This is a genomic window from Ochrobactrum sp. BTU2 (assembly GCF_024539785.1).
Classification (GTDB): domain Bacteria; phylum Pseudomonadota; class Alphaproteobacteria; order Rhizobiales; family Rhizobiaceae; genus Brucella; species Brucella anthropi.
Map to the genome: position 1 here is coordinate 672744 of NZ_JAHWRG010000002.1, position 18176 is coordinate 690919.

Consider the following 18176-nt stretch of genomic DNA (forward strand, 5'->3'; position numbering starts at 1 on the left):
GGACCGACCATGGCACGCAAGTCAATTCTTTCAAAGCTTGGCACGGCACTCATGGTTTTCATCATCGTGTCGCCTGCAATCTTCTTCTTCGTCTGGATGCTGTCGCTTTCCTTGAAATATGAAATCGACAACGGCGCCTATCCACCGATCCTGATCCCCGACCGCATCGCGTGGTCGAACTATAGCGGAATTTTCGAGACCAACGATTTTCTGCTCTATTTCTGGAACAGTATTCTCGTGACCGGAACAGCGACTTTGCTGGCATTGCTGGTCGGGGTTCCGGCAGGCTACGGCATTGCACGACTGCGCGCCAACAAGTCGGCAATCGTCATCATGATTGCGCGTATGACGCCGGGTCTGTCCTACCTGATCCCGCTGTTTCTGCTGTTTCAGACGCTCGGACTGCTCGGCACCCTCTGGCCGCAGATCATCATCCATCTGGTTGTGACTGTTCCAATCGTGATCTGGATCATGATCGGCTACTTCGAGACAACGCCGTTGGAGCTTGAAGAAGCCGCCATTATCGATGGCGCATCCTCGTGGCAGGTGTTCATGAAGGTGGCACTTCCAATCGCCAAGCCGGGCGTTGTGGTGTCGCTCATCCTTGCGGTGATCTTCTCGTGGAACAATTTCGTTTTCGGCATCGTGCTTGCAAGCCGCGAGACACGCACCCTGCCGGTCGCAGTTTACAACATGCTGTCCTTTGAACAGGTCAGCTGGGGTCCGCTTGCCGCCGCAGCCCTTGTGGTCACATTGCCGGTCCTGTTGCTAACCGTTTTCGCACAGCGCCAGATCGTTGCAGGTCTGACAGCAGGCGCCGTCAAATAAGAGTTGAGGTTCAAGATGGCATCTGTATCCATCCGAAATGCAATCAAGAAATATGGCAATGTCGGCGTGTTGCACGGCGTGTCCGTGGATATTCAGGACGGCGAATTTGTCGTGTTGGTCGGCCCGTCGGGCTGCGGAAAATCCACGCTTCTGCGCATGATCGCAGGGCTTGAGGAAATCAGTGACGGCGAAATCGCCATTGGTCCGCGTGTGGTCAATGACCTACGCGCTAAAGAGCGCGATATTGCCATGGTGTTCCAGAATTATGCGCTCTATCCGCATATGACGGTGGCCGACAATATGGGCTTCGCGCTCATGCTGAAAAATGCACCGAAGGAAGAACGCGACAGCCGCGTTAATCGTGCAGCAGAAATCCTCGGCCTCAACAAGCTGCTCGACCGCTTTCCACGCCAGCTTTCCGGCGGTCAGCGCCAGCGTGTGGCCATGGGCCGTGCGATTGTTCGCGATCCGCAGGTGTTTCTGTTTGACGAACCGCTCTCCAATCTCGACGCTAAATTGCGCGTGCAGATGCGCGGTGAGATCAAGGGACTGCATCAGCGCCTAAAGACCACCACGATTTACGTGACCCACGATCAGATCGAAGCCATGACCATGGCTGATAAGATCGTCGTCATGCGCGATGGCCTCGTGGAACAGATCGGCGCGCCGCTCGATCTTTATGACCGTCCGGCCAACATGTTTGTGGCTGGCTTCATCGGTTCACCATCGATGAACTTCGTCAATGGCAAGATCGAAGAAGGTTCGTTTGTGGCCGACGGCGGCTTCCGTATGCCGCTTCCGGAAGGCGATTATGCAAGTCTTTCGGGCAAGGCTGTTTATGGTGTGCGCCCTGAGCATATGAAGATCGCAGAGCAGGGCGTTCCAGTCACGGTCGAAATCGTTGAACCCACCGGCTCGGAAATCATGGTCATGGGCAAGCTCGGTGATCAGCCGATTACCTGCCTGTTCCGCGAGCGCCTGACCGTGCGTCCGGGCGATGTGCTGACCATTGCGATTGATCCGGCAACAAGCCATGTGTTCGAGCCGAAAAAAGGCAAACGCGTCAGCCGCTAACATCAAAACGCCGAGCTTTTGCCCGGCGTCTTTGTTTTATTCCGCGGCCTCTTTCACGGCCATCGGATTGTTTGGATGCGTGGTCCAATTGGCATATTGTGCCGGGATCGGTGCCTTGGTGCGCGGATCGAAATCGCCGATCTGCTCCATGGTGATGCAATCCTCGACCGGGCAGACATTGACGCAGAGATTGCAGCCAACGCATTCCTCATCGATCACCTCAAAGTGGCGCGCACCATTCACCAGACTGGTGATTGCCTGATGCGAGGTATCTTCGCAGGCAATATGGCAACGGCCGCACTTGATGCAGGAATCCTGATCGATCCGTGCCTTGGTGACATAATTGAGGTTGAGATACTGCCAGTCGCTGACATGCCCCACAGCCATGCCGCGGAAATCGTCCAGCGTCTGATAGCCTTTACTATCCATCCAGTCGGAAAGACCGTCGATCATTTCTTCAACGACCTTGAAGCCATAGGTCATAGCAGCGGTACAGACCTGAACCGTGCCGCAGCCGAGCGCGATAAATTCCGCAGCATCGCGCCATGTGGTAATCCCGCCAATGCCTGAAATCGGCAGGCCATAGGTTTCAGGATCGCGCGCAATTTCCGCCACCATGTTGAGCGCAATCGGCTTGACCGCTGGTCCGCAATAGCCGCCATGGCTGCCGCGACCGTCAATGGATGGGACCGGCGACATGCTGTCCAAATCAACCGAAACAATCGAATTGATCGTGTTGATCAGCGATACCGCATCGGTGCCGTTTTCTTTCGCGCCACGCGCTGGCTTGCGAATATCGGTGATGTTCGGCGTCAGCTTGGTGATCACCGGCATACGGCTATATTGCTTGCACCATTTCACGACCATCCCGACATATTCCGGCACCTGACCGACAGCCGCACCCATGCCGCGTTCGCTCATGCCGTGCGGACAGCCAAAGTTCAGCTCGATGCCGTCGGCACCGGTTTCTTCCACCAGGGGCAGGATTGCTTTCCACGCTTCTTCTTCGCATGGCACCATGATCGAAGCGATCAATGCGCGGTCGGGCCAGCGCATTTTCACTTCTTTCATTTCGCGCAGGTTCACTTCCAGTGGCCGGTCGGTGATCAGCTCGATATTGTTGAGACCCAGCAGGCGCCGGTCAGCACCATGGATAGCGCCATAGCGCGGACCATTGACGTTTACGACCGGCGGGCCTTCAGCCCCCAGCGTTTTCCAGACCACGCCACCCCAGCCAGCCTTGAAAGCCCGTTCGACATTGTAAGCTTTGTCCGTCGGTGGGGCCGAAGCCAGCCAGAACGGGTTTGGAGACTTGATGCCGAGGAAGTTCGTTGAAAGATCAGCCATTTTTACTCTCCTCAGCCCTGTTCCTGGCCCAATGGCACACTGCGGTCACGCGAAGCAGACGGGGAGGGCGCATGAAGTGCGCCGCCCGACAACACCGCATCGGCAAAACCTTCAATCGCTTCGGGACGTTTTGTCAGCGTCGCATGGATGGATTCTGCTGCAACCTTGCCGTCTTCCACCGATGCAACGGTCAGATCCTGACCACCTGCAACGCAGTCGCCTCCTGCCCATATGCCCTCAACGGATGTGCGACGATCTTCATCGACGCTGATGCGCCCTTTGGAAAGTCCGATGCCAGACCCGGCAATTGGCTCTGGTTCAAACTTCTGGCCGATAGCCTTGAACACCTGATCGGCTTCAAGAATGAGATATTCGCCGGTGCCGGAAAGTTTGCCGCTATCGGCATTGGTATATTCAAAGACCACGGCATTGACCGTGCCGTCTTCGTTCCGCTCAAGGGCATGCGGTTGCAACCAGTGACGGATCACCACGCCATGAATCTGTGCCAGTTCCTGCTCATAGGCGCTGGCATTCATGCTTTCCTGACCGCGACGATAAACGATTGTCACGTTTTCAGCGCCAAGCTTCTTGGTCTGGATCGCAACGTCTACCGCCGTCATGCCGCCGCCGATCACTACCACATTGCGGCCAACGGGGAGGGATGAGAGGTCTTTTGCCTGACGCAGATTGGCGATGTAATCCACCGCATCGATCACGTTGGGCGCATCTTCGCCGACAAGCGCCAGATCGTTGACGCCTGGCATGCCCATGCCGAGGAAAACTGCATCATAGCCAGCCTTCAGCGTTTCAATGGTGATGTCCTGACCGAGCGTCTGGTTATATTCGATATTGATCGCGCCGATTTTCAGCACGAATTCCAGTTCGCGCTGGGCGAAATTATTGACCGTCTTATAGGCGGCAATACCATATTCATTAAGACCGCCGCCCTTGGGTCGCGCTTCAAAAATCGTCACCTGATGCCCATACATCGCAAGGCGATGTGCTGCGGAGATACCTGCCGGGCCCGCGCCAACGATTGCGATGTGCTTGCCAGTATCGGGTGCGCGCTTGAATGGATGATTGCCGGTTTCCATCAGAACATCTGTGGCATAGCGCTGCAATTCACCGATCTTGACCGGTTTGCCTTCGGAGGTTTCGCGAACACACACTTCTTCGCAGAGCGTTTCTGTCGGGCAAACGCGGGCGCACATGCCGCCCAGAATATTTTCTGAGAGAATGGTCTTGGCTGCACCGATGGCATTGCCGGTGTTAATCTGGCGAATGAAACGCGGAATATCGATGCTGGTAGGACATGCATTCATGCAAGGTGCGTCATAGCAATAATAGCAGCGGTCGGATTCAACGAGGGCTTCATGCTTGTTCAGCGGCGGATGCAGATCATCAAAAACATGCGCATAGTCGGCCTTCTCAAGCCGCGAGCCGTGAATATCAGGCCCGTTCGTATGTCCCGGATTATCGACTGCATCAATAGGCGAATTGTCTGCTGATCTCATCGATCGCATCTCCCATTTTTGCTTGTTCAGGCGCGGGTTCCCTTTGCGCACCTTAAACGTTGTTCCGGGCTGCGATCTTTGCCGTCGCGTGATGCCCGTTAATGACAGGATGACAGATTTTTACGGAAGGTCAAATTTTTTATCATCTGGTCAATTTATGAGAGTTAGGCACTAGAAATAGAGAAAGGCCCGGCTTTGGAAGCGCGGGCCTTTGACAGTTGATCAGAGTGTGAAATCAAAGCGGATCGGACTTGAGGCCGTCCGGTGTCGCTTCCGAGGCAGGGAAAGTTTGGGATTCTTTGGGTAGTGCCGGGCGCGAGCTTAGCACCAGAGCACAGCCACTGATGATGACAGCAGCGCCGACAAACTGGATCAAGGAAAGCTGTTCTTTGAGGAACACCGCACCGACGAGAACCGCGATGACAGTCACGACGAATTCAACGCTGATGGCTTTGGTCGGGCCGACATTTCCAACCAGTTTGAAGTAAAGCACATAGGTAAGCGCACTCATCACACATGCCGAGATCAGCAGATATACAAAATCAATCATCCCCGGCATGGCTGGCACAGGAACGGCCAAGATCAGTGGCAAACTTAATATGCCGCCAAACACGAATGCGCCGATGGTGGTTTCCCATGAGCCGGTGGTAGAAAGACGACGGCTTGCATAGTTGCTGCCGAATGCTGCCGAGAAGCAGGAGAAAAGCACAGCAATACAGCCCATGATAAATTCAGGCGTAACCGCAACAGCCGGGAAGCCGACCAGAAGCACAATGCCGGTCACGCCGAGGAGCAGGCCGATGAGGCCGCGCGACGTGATGCGTTCGAGACCCCAGAGCTGGCTGATAACCATCGAGAAAAGCGGAATGGATGCGACGCAGATCGCGGCCATTGCGGTGCCGATCAGCGGCGTCCCGTAGGAAAGGCCAATAAGCTGGCCCGCAACGGTGGTTGCACCAACCACGGCGAAGGGTTTCCAGCCCGCCTGAAAATCAAGATTGCGTCCGGAGAGTTTCGCGATTGCAAAAAGTGTTCCGGCGGCAATGAAAGAGCGGAAGGCAACCGCACCGGCCCAGCCAAAGGCTTCGACCACGCGCAGCACCACGAGGAACGAAAGTCCCCATGCTACGGCAAGGAAAATATAGGTCGCGACGTCTCTGGGTTTCATGCCAGCGGGCTTTCAAGAAGTATTGCGAATTATCGAATACCGGATTGTTAAGGAACACCGTTGCAGCTTTATAAGAGTGAAGCTGGATCAGGTCGTTTTTGCGGCGGCGTTCGACGCCGCTTCTGCGATATTGGCAAAGAAGCGGTCTGCGATTTTTCGTGCGACTGAACCGAGCAATTTCGTGCCGATCTGTGCCACCTTGCCGCCGGCATCGCCACGTATGGCGTAGGATAAAATCGTGTCGGTACCATCTTCGTCCAGACGCACATCGGTCGCACCGTGAGCAAACCCTGCTATGGAGCCTTCCCCGTGGCCGGAAATCGTATAGGAGACCGGCGGTTTCATATTCGACAATTCCAGAATGCCGTGAAAGCGGACTTTCAGGATTCCGAAACTCACTTTGAGGGCGGCACGTATCTCTGTTTCCGAAATGCGCTCTATATCTTCGCAACCGGGAATGCAGGATTTCAGCGTTTCAATGTCGTTCAACGCATCCCAGACTGCTTGGCGTGGTGCCGCAATCCGCTCTTCTCCGGTCAGGTCCATGCTTCACTCCGAGGTGGATCACCCTAAATTGATCAATATGGTGTATATGACACTCTGTCCAAATTGGAAGTTCGGTAATTTATTTGCCGCAAATCCTCTCTAAAACGCTTAATGTCCGCAATTAAATCGATTTGATTCGGGAGTAGCATCATGGCAAGAGACGCGACGAAGCTTGAAGCAACGGTCGCAAAGCTTAAAAAGCACTGGGCAGATTCGGCCCCGCACGATATGCGCGCGGCGTTCAAATCAGACCCGGGCCGGTTCGAGCGGTATTCGCTATCCCTGGATGACCTTCTGTTCGACTGGTCAAAATGCCGGGTCAATGACGAGACGATCGGGCTCCTCAAGGAACTCGCTATTGCTGCCGATGTCGAAGGTCGTCGTGCGGCGATGTTTGCGGGTGAGCACATCAACAACACGGAGGACCGTGCCGTTCTCCATGTCGCGCTGCGCGACACGTCCTCGAAGGAAGTGCTTGTTGACGGACACAATGTGCTGCCGGATGTAAAGGAAGTGCTCGACCGTATGGCGGCATTTGCGGATGGCATTCGGTCGGGCGCGATCAAGGGAGCGACCGGAAAGAAGATCACCGATATCGTCAATATTGGCATTGGCGGGTCCGACCTCGGACCGGTCATGGCAACTCTGGCTCTTTCCCCATATCATGATGGCCCGCGTGCGCATTTCGTCTCCAATATCGACGGCGCTCATATTGCGGATACGCTTGGCATTCTCGATCCTGCGACGACGCTTGTCATCATCGCTTCCAAGACGTTCACGACCATCGAAACAATGACCAACGCGCAGACCGCGCGTAAATGGGTAGCAGATGCACTTGGAGAAGCGGCTGTGGGCGCCCATTTCGCTGCTGTCTCAACCGCATTGGACAAGGTTGCCGCCTTCGGCATTGCTGAAGACCGGGTCTTTGGTTTCTGGGACTGGGTCGGTGGACGTTATTCCGTATGGTCGGCCATCGGCCTGCCTGTGATGATTGCGATTGGACCGGAGGATTTCCGCAAGTTTCTGGCAGGTGCGCATTCAATGGATGTGCATTTCCGAGATGCGCCGCTGGAAAAGAACTTAGCCGTCTGGCTGGGTCTCATCGGTTACTGGCATCGTGCGATCTGTGGTTATGGCAGCCGTGCGATCATTCCATACGACCAGCGTCTCGCCCGTCTTCCAGCCTATCTGCAGCAGCTGGACATGGAGTCGAATGGCAAGAGCGTCACGGTCGATGGCAAGCCGGTTTCCGGTCCGACAGGCCCGGTTGTTTGGGGTGAACCTGGCACGAACGGCCAGCACGCTTTCTTCCAGCTTCTGCATCAGGGCACCGACACCATTCCGCTCGAGTTCATCGTTGCAGCAAAGGGCCATGAAAAGCACCTCGACCATCAACATGAAATGTTGCTGGCGAATTGCCTTGCACAGTCCGAGGCCTTGATGAAGGGGCGTACCCTTGATGAAGCGCGAGCGCAGTTGAAGGCGAAGAACCTGCCAGAGAGCGAAGTTGAACGCATTGCTCCGCATCGCGTTTTCTCAGGCAATCGCCCTTCGTTGACGCTGGTTCATGACAAGCTTGATCCGTTTGCTCTCGGACGTCTGGTAGCGCTGTATGAACACCGCGTGTTCGTCGAAGCACAGATTTTCGGCATCAATGCTTTCGATCAATGGGGCGTGGAGCTTGGCAAGGAACTTGCCACCGAACTTCTGCCGGTGGTTTCGGGTGAGGAGAGCAGCGACGGTCGCGACGCTTCCACACAAGGGCTTGTCGCGCATCTGCATGCGCGAAGGAAAGCTTGACGGTATTCTCTGCACAGCTAGAAATAAAGGAGAGCCGGGTTTGTAACCCGGCTCTCTTCATGAGAAATAAATGGGAAATGAAATGAAAACCGAGATCGTAAAATTTGCCGGCGATGTACCGGGAAATGCCATCGAGTTGCGCGTGCTGCGCTTTGCAGGCAAGGACAGCGATGCGCCTTCCGCCTATTTGCAATCTTCGCTTCACGGTGCGGAACTTCCGGGGCAGGCGGCTCTTCATTTCCTGGTTCCGATGTTGAAGAAGGCCGCCGATGAAGGGCGCATTCTTGGTAATATTACCGTTGTTCCGCAAGCCAATCCGATCGGCTCCAATCAGTGGCAGGCACATCAGCATCTCGGTCGTTTCGAGACGTTTTCGCTGACCAATTTCAATCGCGCTTTCCCGCTACTGCCGGATTTTGACACCTCTGAACTGCCGGAGCCGGATGCGCCGATCTCACTGGCTCAGCGCCTGAAGGCGACGCTTTTGAAGCTGGCCCTGCCGAACGACATCGTGCTCGACTTGCATTGCGACGACGAGAGCGAGAATTACGTTTATATCGCGGAGGAATTCGCCGAAGACATGAAGGATCTGGCCATCGCGCTCAATTCGACGGCAATCCTCGCATGGGACACGACGGCCGACGCAGCTTTTGAAGAAGCCTGTGCGCATCCGGTTCTGCAATTGCCGGCGGACAAGCGCAACATGAAGCGCCGGGCTGTTACAACGGTTGAATTCCGTGGCTTGAGCGATGTTTATGCCGATATGGGCAAAGGCGATGCCGAAGGTCTGTATAAATTCCTCGTGCATCGGGGCGTTGTTCGCGACGACAATGTGAAGCTAGAGACGGAATATAAGGGTCTTGTCACGCCGCTCTCACATGTTGAAATGTTGCGCGCGCCGGAAGGCGGTATGGTGCTCTTTCATGTAGCGCCGGGCGATGAAGTAAAGGCGGGAACGAAGCTGGTTACAGTGGTTACGAAGCCGGGTGAACCAGAGGGCGATATCACGCTGACCGCACCGCAGGATGGACGTATTCTGACGCGTCGCTCGCTGCGCTATGTGCGTCGTGGGGATGATCTTCTCAAGCTGCTTGGAGCACAGCCTTCAACCGTCAAGAAGCGTGCCGGTGCGCTGGAAGCATGAGCGACAAGCTTTCCGCAGAGCGTATGAAATCAATCCGTGCCGTCCTGTTCGACAAGGACGGCACCCTGATCGATTTCGACCGCACCTGGTTTTCAATCTCGTGGCAACTGGCGCAGCGTGCAGCAAAAGGCGACGAGGTGCGGGCTCGCGCGTTGCTCGATGCGGGAGGTTATGACTGGCTGACCGAGCGTTTCCGGGCCAATTCGGTCATCGCGGCAGGTACAGTCGAAGATATCGTTTCACTTTGGCATCCAGACGTCGCATCCGAGCAGGTGCGCAAACTGGTCGAAGAATATGACGCTTACTGCGTCACCGAAGGTGCGCGTTCGGCGGTTGCGATCGAAGCCGTTCGCGAAACGCTGGAAACGCTGCGGGAGATGGGGCTTCGCCTTGGTATCGCCACCAACGATTCCGAGGCTGGTGCCCACGCTACCGCCAAAGCTCTGGGTATCCACGGGCTCTTCGAAGTCGTGATTGGCTACAACACGGCGGCGCGCCCAAAACCTTATCCCGACCCGCTGCTCTATTTTGCAGAAAAGCTGGGATTGGCACCCCACGAGATCGCCATGGTCGGCGACAATCTGCATGATCTGGAAACAGCCCATGCTGCCGGGGCAGGGCTTGCGGTCGGTGTTCTATCGGGCAACTCTCCTCGTGAGGCGCTGGAGCCTCATGCCGATGTGGTGCTGGATAGCGTTGCTGGATTGCCTGAATTATTGAAGTGATGAGTGCTGGCTTCCATTCAATTCGTTGAATGGAAGCATCATGACAATTCATCCTCAATGCTCTTGCGGTGTGATCGGTGTGGAGTAGCATGACGGAACGTTCAACGTTCCCGAGCTATGTCCATGATCCTGATCGGCCAGTATGATTCCCCTTTTGTGCGGCGTGTCGCTATCGCCATGCGGCTTTACGGCCTGCCATTCGAGCATGAACCATGGTCGACATTCGGTGACCGGGACAGGATTGCGGAGTTCAATCCGCTGAGCCGCGTGCCGACGCTTGTCCTCGACGATGGCGACGTCGTGATCGAAAGCGCGGCGATACTCGATTATCTCGATGAGATCGCGGTCGGCAAGCCTCCGTTGGTGGCGCAAAAAGGTATCGAGCGCCGTCAGGCTTTGAAGATATGTGCGCTTTCTACCGGTCTTGCCGATAAGGCCGTGAGCCTTCTCTATGAAGGTTTGCTGCGAAGCGAAAAATCAAGCGTTTGGGTGGAACGCTGCGAGACACAGATCGCGCGGGTGCTGGATGTTCTGGAAAGTGATCTTGCGGAACGGAAATCATCATACTGGTTTGGAGATGATATCGGACATACCGATATCGCGGCGGCTTGTGCGCTTCGCTTTCTGCGCGAGGCGCATCCAAGCCTCTTTGATGAGCAGAAACATCCGGCATTGGCTGGTCTGGCAGCTCGATGCGAAGCGCTGGCACCTTTCCAGGAGATCGTTCAGCCTCTGGTGCCGCCCTCAGCATGATTCAGTCTGAAACAAATACGGCCGGATGAAATGTCCGGCCGTATTTGTTTGTAAACTTCAACGTTCTCAGTCGCGAAGTTCGCGACGCAAAATCTTACCGACATTGCTCTTTGGCAGGCTTTCGCGGAACTCGACTTCGCGCGGACGCTTGTAGTTGGTGAGACGTTCGGCACAATAGGCTTTGACTTCGTCTTCGGTCAGGTTGAGGTCGCTACGGACAACGAACAATTTGACGACTTCGCCCGAATGTTCGTTCGGTATGCCAACGGCAGCCGTTTCCACGATGCCGGGGTGACCGGCGGCAACTTCTTCAATTTCGTTTGGATAGACATTGAAGCCGGAAACCAGGATCATGTCCTTCTTGCGGTCGACGATCTTGGTGTAACCGCGTTCGTCCATGAAGCCCATGTCGCCCGTGCGGAAGAAACCATCCGGCATGATCGCGCGTTTGGTTTCATCGGGACGTTCCCAATAGCCCGACATCACCTGTGGTCCGCGCACGCAGATTTCCCCGACCTCTCCGAGTGCCAGGTCATTTCCGTCATCGTCACGGATTGCCACATCAGTCGATGGCATGGGCAGGCCGATAGTGCCGGAGAACTCGGTCGCATCAAGCGCGTTGGCGCAGGCGACGGGCGAGGTCTCCGAAAGGCCATACCCTTCAGTGACGTGGCAACCAGTCATTTTCTGCCAGCGTTCGGCAACAGGACGTTGCACAGCCATTCCGCCGCCGAGAGTGAGAATAAGAGGTTTGAAATCCAGCGTCTGGAAATCAGGGTTGTTCATGAGGCCGTTGAACAAGGTGTTGAGGCCCGGGAAGATATGGAACGGGTATTTCTTCAGCTCTTTGACGAAGCCGGAAATATCGCGTGGATTGGGAATGAGGATATTTCGTGCACCAAGCTTAATGCCGATCATCGCATTCACCGTGAGCGCGAAAATATGGTAAAGCGGCAGGGCGCATACGAAATTCAGGGCCTTGGGCTTGCCTTTGTTGCGGAAAGCAACCTCCATCCAGACATGCATCTGCTCCACATTCGCAAGAATATTGCTATGGGTGAGCATGGCGCCTTTCGAGACGCCCGTCGTACCGCCTGTATATTGCAGGAAAGCAAGGTCAGAACCTTGAACCGGAATGGGGTTGAAGGATTGGGCACGGCCTTGAGCCAATGCATCCTTGAAACGGATATGGCCCGGGATGTTCCACACAGGGACCATTTTCTTCACGCGGCGCACGACGAAATTGATGATGTGGCCCTTGAAGCCATGCATGTCGCCCATTGAAGCGACAATGATATTGGGAACATTGACGGAGTTAAGGGTCTTCTCCACCGTCGATGCGAAGTTCTCCAGAACAATCAATGCTTTGGCGCCGGAGTCGTTCAGCTGGTGTTCCAGCTCGCGCGGCGTATAAAGCGGATTGACGTTCACCACCACGAAACCGGCGCGGAGAATAGCCGTAAACGCAATTGGATAATGCAGGATGTTTGGCATCATCACTGCGACGCGATCACCTTTGACGAGGCCACGCGATTGGAGAAATGCTGCGAGGGCGCGAGAGTATTCGTCCAGCTTCTTGAAAGAGAGATCCTTACCCATGCAGGTAAAGGCGGGATTGTCGGGGAACTGCCGACAGGACGCCAGAATCATATCGCCAATAGACGAGGTATTGCTCAGATCGATTTCGTGCGGAACGCCGACCGGATACGATTTGAGCCAGATTTTTTCCTGCTTCAACGCGCCTTTCTTGGCTGTATCTGCTGCGACGGATTCAACTACGGATGCACTTTGCCCAGTCGTTTTTTTCGCCATGTCTTCTCCCCGGATTGCTCCGTCCTAAGTTGGGCAGCCTGTGCGCCCGCCGTCTCCCAAGCTGCCCGCCCGGACAGCCTCCTCACCATAAATGTGGTCGAGTTTTACTCTCTTCGCAAGAGTTACATTGACGTAAGCGTAAATTATAAAGGAGTCGAGCGTCTTCCCCAATTTTTAAGTTCAGCAATCACAATAGGTTGAAAGAAACCACGGGAGAAAATAGCAGGTCCGATGGGCGGGGCATATCGCAATTATGTGTAATCTTGCGTCTGATGAGCTTCGAATTCCTGATTTCGCAGAGATCGAATGAGTATCGAGATTGCCTTGCCGCCATAGGTGACGAGATCGTAGTTTCGGTCGCCGCGCAACCATTCATTGAGGAGCCCGCTCAACATGGAAAGCAGGATCAGTGCTGCCGTATCAGCAGTCCATTCCTTTGAAAGCTCCCCGCGTCTTGCCGCCACGTCGAGCAATCCTGCGAGCAATGAGAGGACATTAGATCGCGCTTCCCTGAGTCTGTCTTCCAGTGGGGCCATCTCGCCGACGAATTCGCATCGCTGGTTGATGATAATGAAAATGTTCTGCTGGCGTACATCGTTCGAAAAAAGATGCAGCGCCTGGATAATCGATTGTTCCAGAACATGCATTGGATTGGGGTGATTAACGGCCGCTGCCTGCAACATGATTTCTTCTTGCGGGAAGCGGACATTACCTATGATTGTGCGCGCGATTTCAAGCTTGTCGTGGAAGTGGAAATAAATCGCACCACGCGTTACTCCGGCATGACATGCGATTTCCATCAGTGTAGATTGGTTGACACCACGTTCGAGGAAAACCTGCTCGGCGGCCACCAGAATGGCTTCCCGGGTCTCGGCTGCCTCGGCTTTCGTTCTTCGCATGACTTCTCTCAGGTAGATGCAGGCTAGTGGCCCAGTTTGCCACTGAATCTGGATAACTCATTCGTGATCTGTAATATTAGGTGATTGACTATAACACGGTAGTCCGTATTTACAAACACTCGTGTATGTTAAATTGGCAGCACCGCGCGACAGCAAGGGCACTCCCATCATGACTTTGAACCGTTCCATTCGGCTTTTTGCGGCAGGGGCCGCATTTCTTGTCTTTGCGGGGCAACCCGTTCTGGCGCAGGCACCCGGGGGGGCTACACCGCCTCCGCCACAGGTATCCGTTACGGTGGTCAAGCCGCATGATGTACCTGTTACCTATGAATATGCGGCGCGTATCAGCGCCTATCGCGATGTTCAGGTCCGAGCGCGCGTGGGCGGAATATTGCTTCACCGCAATTTCATCGAAGGTACGGAAGTCAAAGCGGGCGACGTGTTGTTCGAAATAGACCCTGCACCGTATGAGGCCGAGCTTGAAAAGGCTCAGGCTCAGGTAGCGCAGGCCGAAGCGCAGTATCAGCAATCCATTCGGGATGCCGAGCGCGCAGAACAACTCGTCCAGCAGAAGGTGCAGAGCACGGCAGTTCGTGATTCCGCTTTTGCGACGCGCGACCTGAACAAGGCGGCGGTTGCTGCAGCCAAGGCACAGCTTCGCACCGCAGAACTCAATCTGAGCTATACGAAGGTCACCGCGCCCATCAGCGGCATTACCAGTCAGGAACAGGTCAATGAGGGCAGCCTCATCGGTACTGATGCATCCTCCAGTCTTCTGACTTCGATTACCCAGCTCGATCCGGTGTACGTGAATTTCTCCTTCACCGATACGGAAGCTGCCGAAATCGACCGTTTGCGCGCAGAACGCGGTGCAACGGGTGAAGATGCCGATCGCCTCAAGATCAAGGTCCTGTTTGGTGACGGACAGGCTTATGATCATGAAGGTACGATCGACTTCACCTCATCGTCGCTCGATACGGAAACAGGCACTCTTGGCGCCCGTGCAGTCGTTGAGAACCCTAATCGCCGCCTGATCCCTGGTCAGTTCGTCCGTGCGGTGATCCTCGGTATTCAGGTCAAGGATGCAATCACGATCCCGAAGGCCGCATTGCTCCAGGGTCCGCAAACGCAGTTTGTGTACGTGGTCAACAAGGACAATGTTGTCGAAGTGCGACCGATCACGGTGTCGCGTGAACTGAGTGACGCGTGGCTTGTTTCCGAAGGTCTCAATGCAGGCGAACGGGTTATAAGCGAAGGTCTCGTCAAGGCAGCCCCGGGTAAGCCCGTGAATCCGGTCGACGCAGCTACTGAAGCAAGCAATCAGACATCGCCTGACAAGGCGGGTGCTGAAGCTGGCAAAGAACAGGCGGCAGACAAGCAATGAATAGATTTTTCGTCGACCGCCCCGTTTTCGCGGCGGTCATTTCCATTGTGCTCGTGCTGGCTGGCCTGATCTGCATCCGGATCCTGCCGATTGCGCAGTACCCCGAACTGACGCCGCCACAGGTGGTCGTCAGTGCAACCTATCCCGGCGCAAGTGCCGAAACGGTGGCGCAGACTGTTGCTGCGCCATTGGAACAGCAGATCAATGGCGTCGAGAACATGCTCTATATGCAGTCCTCGAGCCTTGGTAGCGGTACGATGCAGTTGACCGTGACCTTCGCTCTGGGCACCGACCCCGATCAGGCCACCATCAACGTCAACAACCGCGTACAGCGTGCAACCTCGTCGCTTCCGCAGGAGGTTCAGCGTCTCGGCGTCACGGTGGACAAGCGTTCCACCACGATTCTGGGCATGGTCGCCATGTTCTCCGACAGCGATCGTTATGACCGCACCTACGTCGGTAACTACGCGCTGCTGAACGTGGTCGACGATCTCAAGCGTCTGTCGGGCGTGGGCGACGTGCAGCTGCTCGGCAATATTGACTATTCGATGCGTATCTGGCTGCGTCCAGACAAGCTGGCGCAGTATAATCTGACCCCTAGCGATGTCTCGACGGCTATCCAGGAACAGAACGCACAGTTCGCAGCCGGTCGTTTCGGCGATCAGCCCGATCCGCAGGCCGGGCCGTTCACCTATACGGCGACCACGCAGGGGCGTCTGCCGGATGCCGCTGCATTCGAGAACATTATCCTTCGTTCCAGCTCTAACGCCGCAACGCTGCGTCTGAAGGACGTTGCGCGCGTCGAGCTAGGCACGGAAAGTTATCTCGTCGACAGTAATCTTAATGGTACGTCTGCAGTTCCGATTGCAATCTATCTGCAGCCGGGCGCGAATGCGCTCAACACGATGGAACTCATTCAGAACCGTATGAACGAGTTGAAGGCGAGCTTCCCGGCGGGTATCGATTACTCGATCCCGTTCGATACGACGAAGTTCATCAAGGTCTCCATCGAGGAAGTGATACACACCTTCATCGAGGCGATCATTCTCGTCGTGCTGGTGGTGTTCATCTTCCTGCAGAACTGGCGCGCGACGCTCATTCCAATCATCGCAGTGCCGATCTCGATCATTGGCACTTTTGCGGGCATGTATGTGCTCGGCTTCTCCATCAACCTCCTGACGCTGTTCGGTCTGGTGCTGGCAATCGGTATCGTGGTCGACGACGCTATCGTGGTTCTGGAAAACGTCGAACGTATCATGACGACCGATAAGCTGTCGCCGCGCAAGGCCGCCATCAAGGCCATGGGTGAAGTGACGGGGCCGGTTGTTGCGATTGTTCTCGTGCTTTGCGCCGTGTTCATTCCGGTTGCCTTCATGGGCGGTCTTGTCGGTGAAATGTACAAGCAGTTCGCCGTCACTATCGCGATTTCGGTGACGTTGTCTGGTCTTGTGGCATTGACACTGACACCGGCGCTCTGCGCGTTGATCCTCAAGCCGGGTCATCACGAGCCGATGCTGCCGTTCCGCATCTTCAACCGCTTCTTCGAGCGGGTGACGGACGGTTACTCTCGTGGCGTTCGCTTCTTTTTGAAGCGCGCTGCAATCGGTCTGATCATTTTTGCAGGCCTTCTTGGTGCTACATACTATCTTTTTGAACGGGTTCCGGGATCGCTGTTACCTGACGAAGATCAGGGCTACCTGTTCAGCGTTGCTGTCCTGCCTCCTGCGGCCTCGTTGGAGCGCACAACGGCGGTTCTTGATCAGGCGAGCGCGAATATCCGGAAAAGCCCGGCTGTGGAAAGCGTCTTCGCGGTATCCGGCTTCGATCTTCTGTCGGGCGGTCTGAAAACCAGTGCGGGCACGATGTTCATCATGCTCAAGGACTGGAAGGAACGCACGACACCTGAAACCGATGCCCGCAATCTTCCCGGTGCCATCATGGCCATGAATTCGGGCATCAAGGACGGGCTTGTGCTGGCATTCAACCCGCCTCCGATCATGGGCCTCAGCACGACCGGTGGCTTTGAACTCTATGTTCAGGATCGTACCGGAGGTGGTGTCGAATCGCTGACGCGTGCGACCAAACTCATCACCGAGGCTGCGGCCAAGCGACCGGAACTGCAGGGCGTGCGCACGACGTTCGATCCGAACGTTCCGCAATATGACATCCAGCTTGATCGCGAAAAGGCGAAGGCTATGGGTGTGCCGATCAACTCTGTATTCACTGCAATGCAGGCAACGTTCGGCAGTCTCTACGTCAACGACTTTACGCTGTTTGGCCGCAACTATCAGGTCAACCTGCAGTCGGAGGCTGAGTTCCGTCGTGATCCAAGCGATCTCAAGCATGTCTTCGTGCGGGCCAATTCCGGCAGCATGATCCCGCTTGATGCTCTTGTGACCGTCAAACGTATTGTTGGCCCGGATCAGCTTGAACGCTTCAACGCCTTCAATGCAGCGAAGATCACCGGTAATCCGGCACCAGGTTTCACCTCTGGCGATTCCATCAAGGCAATGCAGGAAGTGGCTGCGGAGGTTCTTCCGCAGGGCTACCAGATTGCATGGACGGGCTCGGCCTATCAGGAAGTAACCACAAGCGGCACAGGCACGCAGGCGATGATCTTCGGTCTCGTCATGGTGTTCCTGATCCTTGCGGCGCAATACGAGCGCTGGAGCCTGCCGCTTGCCGTTATTACCGCAGTGCCGTTTGCTATCTTCGGTGCGCTGCTGGCGACCGATCTGCGCGGGTTGACCAATGACGTGTATTTCCAGATTGGTCTGGTGACACTCATAGGTCTGGCGGCGAAGAACGCGATTCTGATCGTGGAATTCGCGGTACTCGAGCGAGAGACAGGCAAGTCCGCGATAGAGGCGGCAGCGTCGGCGGCCCGCCTGCGCTTCCGTCCGATCGTGATGACTTCGCTGGCCTTCATTCTCGGTGTAGTGCCGCTCGCGATCAGTACGGGTGCCGGTTCGGCAAGCCGTCACTCGATCGGTACGGGTGTCATCGGCGGTATGCTGGCTGCAACGTTCATCGCAACGTTCTTCATTCCGATGTTCTATAGTCTGATAGCGCGCAAGCCGCCGAAGCGGCCAGAGGATGAAGATGTGAATGAAACGACTGGCCCGAATGGGCAGACAGATATCTAGTCCGTTTCGAACTTCACACAAAAGCCCCGCCGATAG

The 18176-nt window shown here is 55.6% G+C and carries 14 protein-coding genes; 8 read left to right on the top strand and 6 right to left on the bottom strand.

Features of this window, described 5'->3' with window-relative positions; all coding sequences use genetic code 11:
* Positions 1 to 9: 9 nt before the first annotated feature.
* Together KWJ32_RS07935 and ugpC are read left to right on the top strand one after the other, a co-directional pair.
* A complete protein-coding gene (locus KWJ32_RS07935; protein ID WP_010658186.1) occupies positions 10 to 828 on the top strand; it encodes a carbohydrate ABC transporter permease in 819 nt (272 codons plus the stop codon).
* 15 nt (positions 829 to 843) lie between these two features.
* On the top strand, positions 844 to 1902 hold the full coding sequence (gene ugpC, locus KWJ32_RS07940; protein WP_010658187.1) for a sn-glycerol-3-phosphate ABC transporter ATP-binding protein UgpC: 1059 nt from the start codon (positions 844 to 846) through the stop codon (positions 1900 to 1902).
* A 36-nt stretch (positions 1903 to 1938) separates the two neighbouring features.
* Here the strand turns inward: ugpC and preA are convergent, their stop codons facing one another.
* The 4 genes from preA to KWJ32_RS07960 form a co-directional block, all read right to left on the bottom strand.
* Positions 1939 to 3249 (bottom strand): NAD-dependent dihydropyrimidine dehydrogenase subunit PreA, encoded by a 1311-nt coding sequence (preA, locus tag KWJ32_RS07945; protein WP_010658188.1) that lies wholly within the window; start codon positions 3247 to 3249, stop codon positions 1939 to 1941.
* Between the two features lie 11 nt (positions 3250 to 3260).
* The gene (locus KWJ32_RS07950; protein WP_029375879.1) at positions 3261 to 4772 is read right to left on the bottom strand and encodes an NAD(P)-dependent oxidoreductase; all 1512 of its coding nucleotides are present in this window, start codon (positions 4770 to 4772) and stop codon (positions 3261 to 3263) included.
* Positions 4773 to 4998: 226 nt separating this feature from the next.
* Complete coding sequence (locus KWJ32_RS07955; RefSeq protein ID WP_012090689.1) at positions 4999 to 5931, bottom strand: EamA family transporter; 933 nt, start codon at positions 5929 to 5931, stop codon at positions 4999 to 5001.
* A gap of 87 nt (positions 5932 to 6018) precedes the next feature.
* On the bottom strand, positions 6019 to 6477 hold the full coding sequence (locus KWJ32_RS07960; RefSeq protein WP_010658191.1) for a carbon monoxide dehydrogenase subunit G: 459 nt from the start codon (positions 6475 to 6477) through the stop codon (positions 6019 to 6021).
* A 150-nt stretch (positions 6478 to 6627) separates the two neighbouring features.
* On the opposite strand from KWJ32_RS07960, the gene pgi reads away from it, so the two are divergent.
* The 4 genes from pgi (at position 6628) to KWJ32_RS07980 (ending at position 10899) form a co-directional block, all read left to right on the top strand.
* The gene (gene pgi, locus KWJ32_RS07965; RefSeq protein WP_029925762.1) at positions 6628 to 8277 is read left to right on the top strand and encodes a glucose-6-phosphate isomerase; all 1650 of its coding nucleotides are present in this window, start codon (positions 6628 to 6630) and stop codon (positions 8275 to 8277) included.
* Between the two features lie 82 nt (positions 8278 to 8359).
* Entirely contained in the window at positions 8360 to 9421 is a 1062-nt protein-coding gene (locus tag KWJ32_RS07970; protein WP_010658193.1) for a succinylglutamate desuccinylase/aspartoacylase family protein, read from the top strand.
* Positions 9418 to 10146, top strand: a complete 729-nt coding sequence (locus tag KWJ32_RS07975; RefSeq protein WP_010658194.1) for an HAD family hydrolase — start codon at positions 9418 to 9420, stop codon at positions 10144 to 10146. Before KWJ32_RS07970 ends, KWJ32_RS07975 begins: the two co-directional genes overlap by 4 nt.
* Positions 10147 to 10269: 123 nt before the next feature.
* The gene (locus KWJ32_RS07980) at positions 10270 to 10899 is read left to right on the top strand and encodes a glutathione S-transferase family protein (RefSeq protein WP_029375880.1); all 630 of its coding nucleotides are present in this window, start codon (positions 10270 to 10272) and stop codon (positions 10897 to 10899) included.
* Positions 10900 to 10965: 66 nt separating this feature from the next.
* On the opposite strand, the gene KWJ32_RS07985 is transcribed toward KWJ32_RS07980, so the two are convergent.
* Both KWJ32_RS07985 and KWJ32_RS07990 read right to left on the bottom strand, forming a co-directional pair.
* Positions 10966 to 12711 carry a long-chain fatty acid--CoA ligase gene (locus tag KWJ32_RS07985; protein ID WP_010658196.1) on the bottom strand — a complete coding sequence of 582 codons (1746 nt, stop codon included), beginning with the start codon at positions 12709 to 12711 and terminating at the stop codon, positions 10966 to 10968.
* A 251-nt stretch (positions 12712 to 12962) separates the two neighbouring features.
* Complete coding sequence (locus tag KWJ32_RS07990; RefSeq protein WP_010658197.1) at positions 12963 to 13610, bottom strand: TetR family transcriptional regulator; 648 nt, start codon at positions 13608 to 13610, stop codon at positions 12963 to 12965.
* 169 nt (positions 13611 to 13779) lie between these two features.
* Here KWJ32_RS07990 and KWJ32_RS07995 point away from each other — a divergent pair, with 169 nt between their 5' ends.
* Entirely contained in the window at positions 13780 to 14994 is a 1215-nt protein-coding gene (locus tag KWJ32_RS07995) for an efflux RND transporter periplasmic adaptor subunit (protein WP_010658198.1), read from the top strand.
* Complete coding sequence (gene bepE / locus KWJ32_RS08000) at positions 14991 to 18140, top strand: multidrug efflux RND transporter permease subunit BepE (RefSeq protein WP_010658199.1); 3150 nt, start codon at positions 14991 to 14993, stop codon at positions 18138 to 18140. The genes KWJ32_RS07995 and bepE overlap by 4 nt, the downstream gene beginning before the upstream one ends.
* Positions 18141 to 18176 lie beyond the last annotated feature (36 nt).

Coding starts and splice junctions, on each gene's coding strand:
- ugpC (WP_010658187.1), top strand. CDS start 844: ATGGCATCTGTATCCATCCGAAATGCAATCAAGAAATATGGCAATGTC.
- KWJ32_RS07960 (WP_010658191.1), bottom strand. CDS start 6,477: ATGGACCTGACCGGAGAAGAGCGGATTGCGGCACCACGCCAAGCAGTC.
- KWJ32_RS07950 (WP_029375879.1), bottom strand. CDS start 4,772: ATGCGATCGATGAGATCAGCAGACAATTCGCCTATTGATGCAGTCGAT.
- preA (WP_010658188.1), bottom strand. CDS start 3,249: ATGGCTGATCTTTCAACGAACTTCCTCGGCATCAAGTCTCCAAACCCG.
- KWJ32_RS07975 (WP_010658194.1), top strand. CDS start 9,418: ATGAGCGACAAGCTTTCCGCAGAGCGTATGAAATCAATCCGTGCCGTC.
- KWJ32_RS07990 (WP_010658197.1), bottom strand. CDS start 13,610: ATGCGAAGAACGAAAGCCGAGGCAGCCGAGACCCGGGAAGCCATTCTG.
- pgi (WP_029925762.1), top strand. CDS start 6,628: ATGGCAAGAGACGCGACGAAGCTTGAAGCAACGGTCGCAAAGCTTAAA.
- KWJ32_RS07980 (WP_029375880.1), top strand. CDS start 10,270: ATGATCCTGATCGGCCAGTATGATTCCCCTTTTGTGCGGCGTGTCGCT.
- bepE (WP_010658199.1), top strand. CDS start 14,991: ATGAATAGATTTTTCGTCGACCGCCCCGTTTTCGCGGCGGTCATTTCC.
- KWJ32_RS07935 (WP_010658186.1), top strand. CDS start 10: ATGGCACGCAAGTCAATTCTTTCAAAGCTTGGCACGGCACTCATGGTT.
- KWJ32_RS07955 (WP_012090689.1), bottom strand. CDS start 5,931: ATGAAACCCAGAGACGTCGCGACCTATATTTTCCTTGCCGTAGCATGG.
- KWJ32_RS07970 (WP_010658193.1), top strand. CDS start 8,360: ATGAAAACCGAGATCGTAAAATTTGCCGGCGATGTACCGGGAAATGCC.
- KWJ32_RS07995 (WP_010658198.1), top strand. CDS start 13,780: ATGACTTTGAACCGTTCCATTCGGCTTTTTGCGGCAGGGGCCGCATTT.
- KWJ32_RS07985 (WP_010658196.1), bottom strand. CDS start 12,711: ATGGCGAAAAAAACGACTGGGCAAAGTGCATCCGTAGTTGAATCCGTC.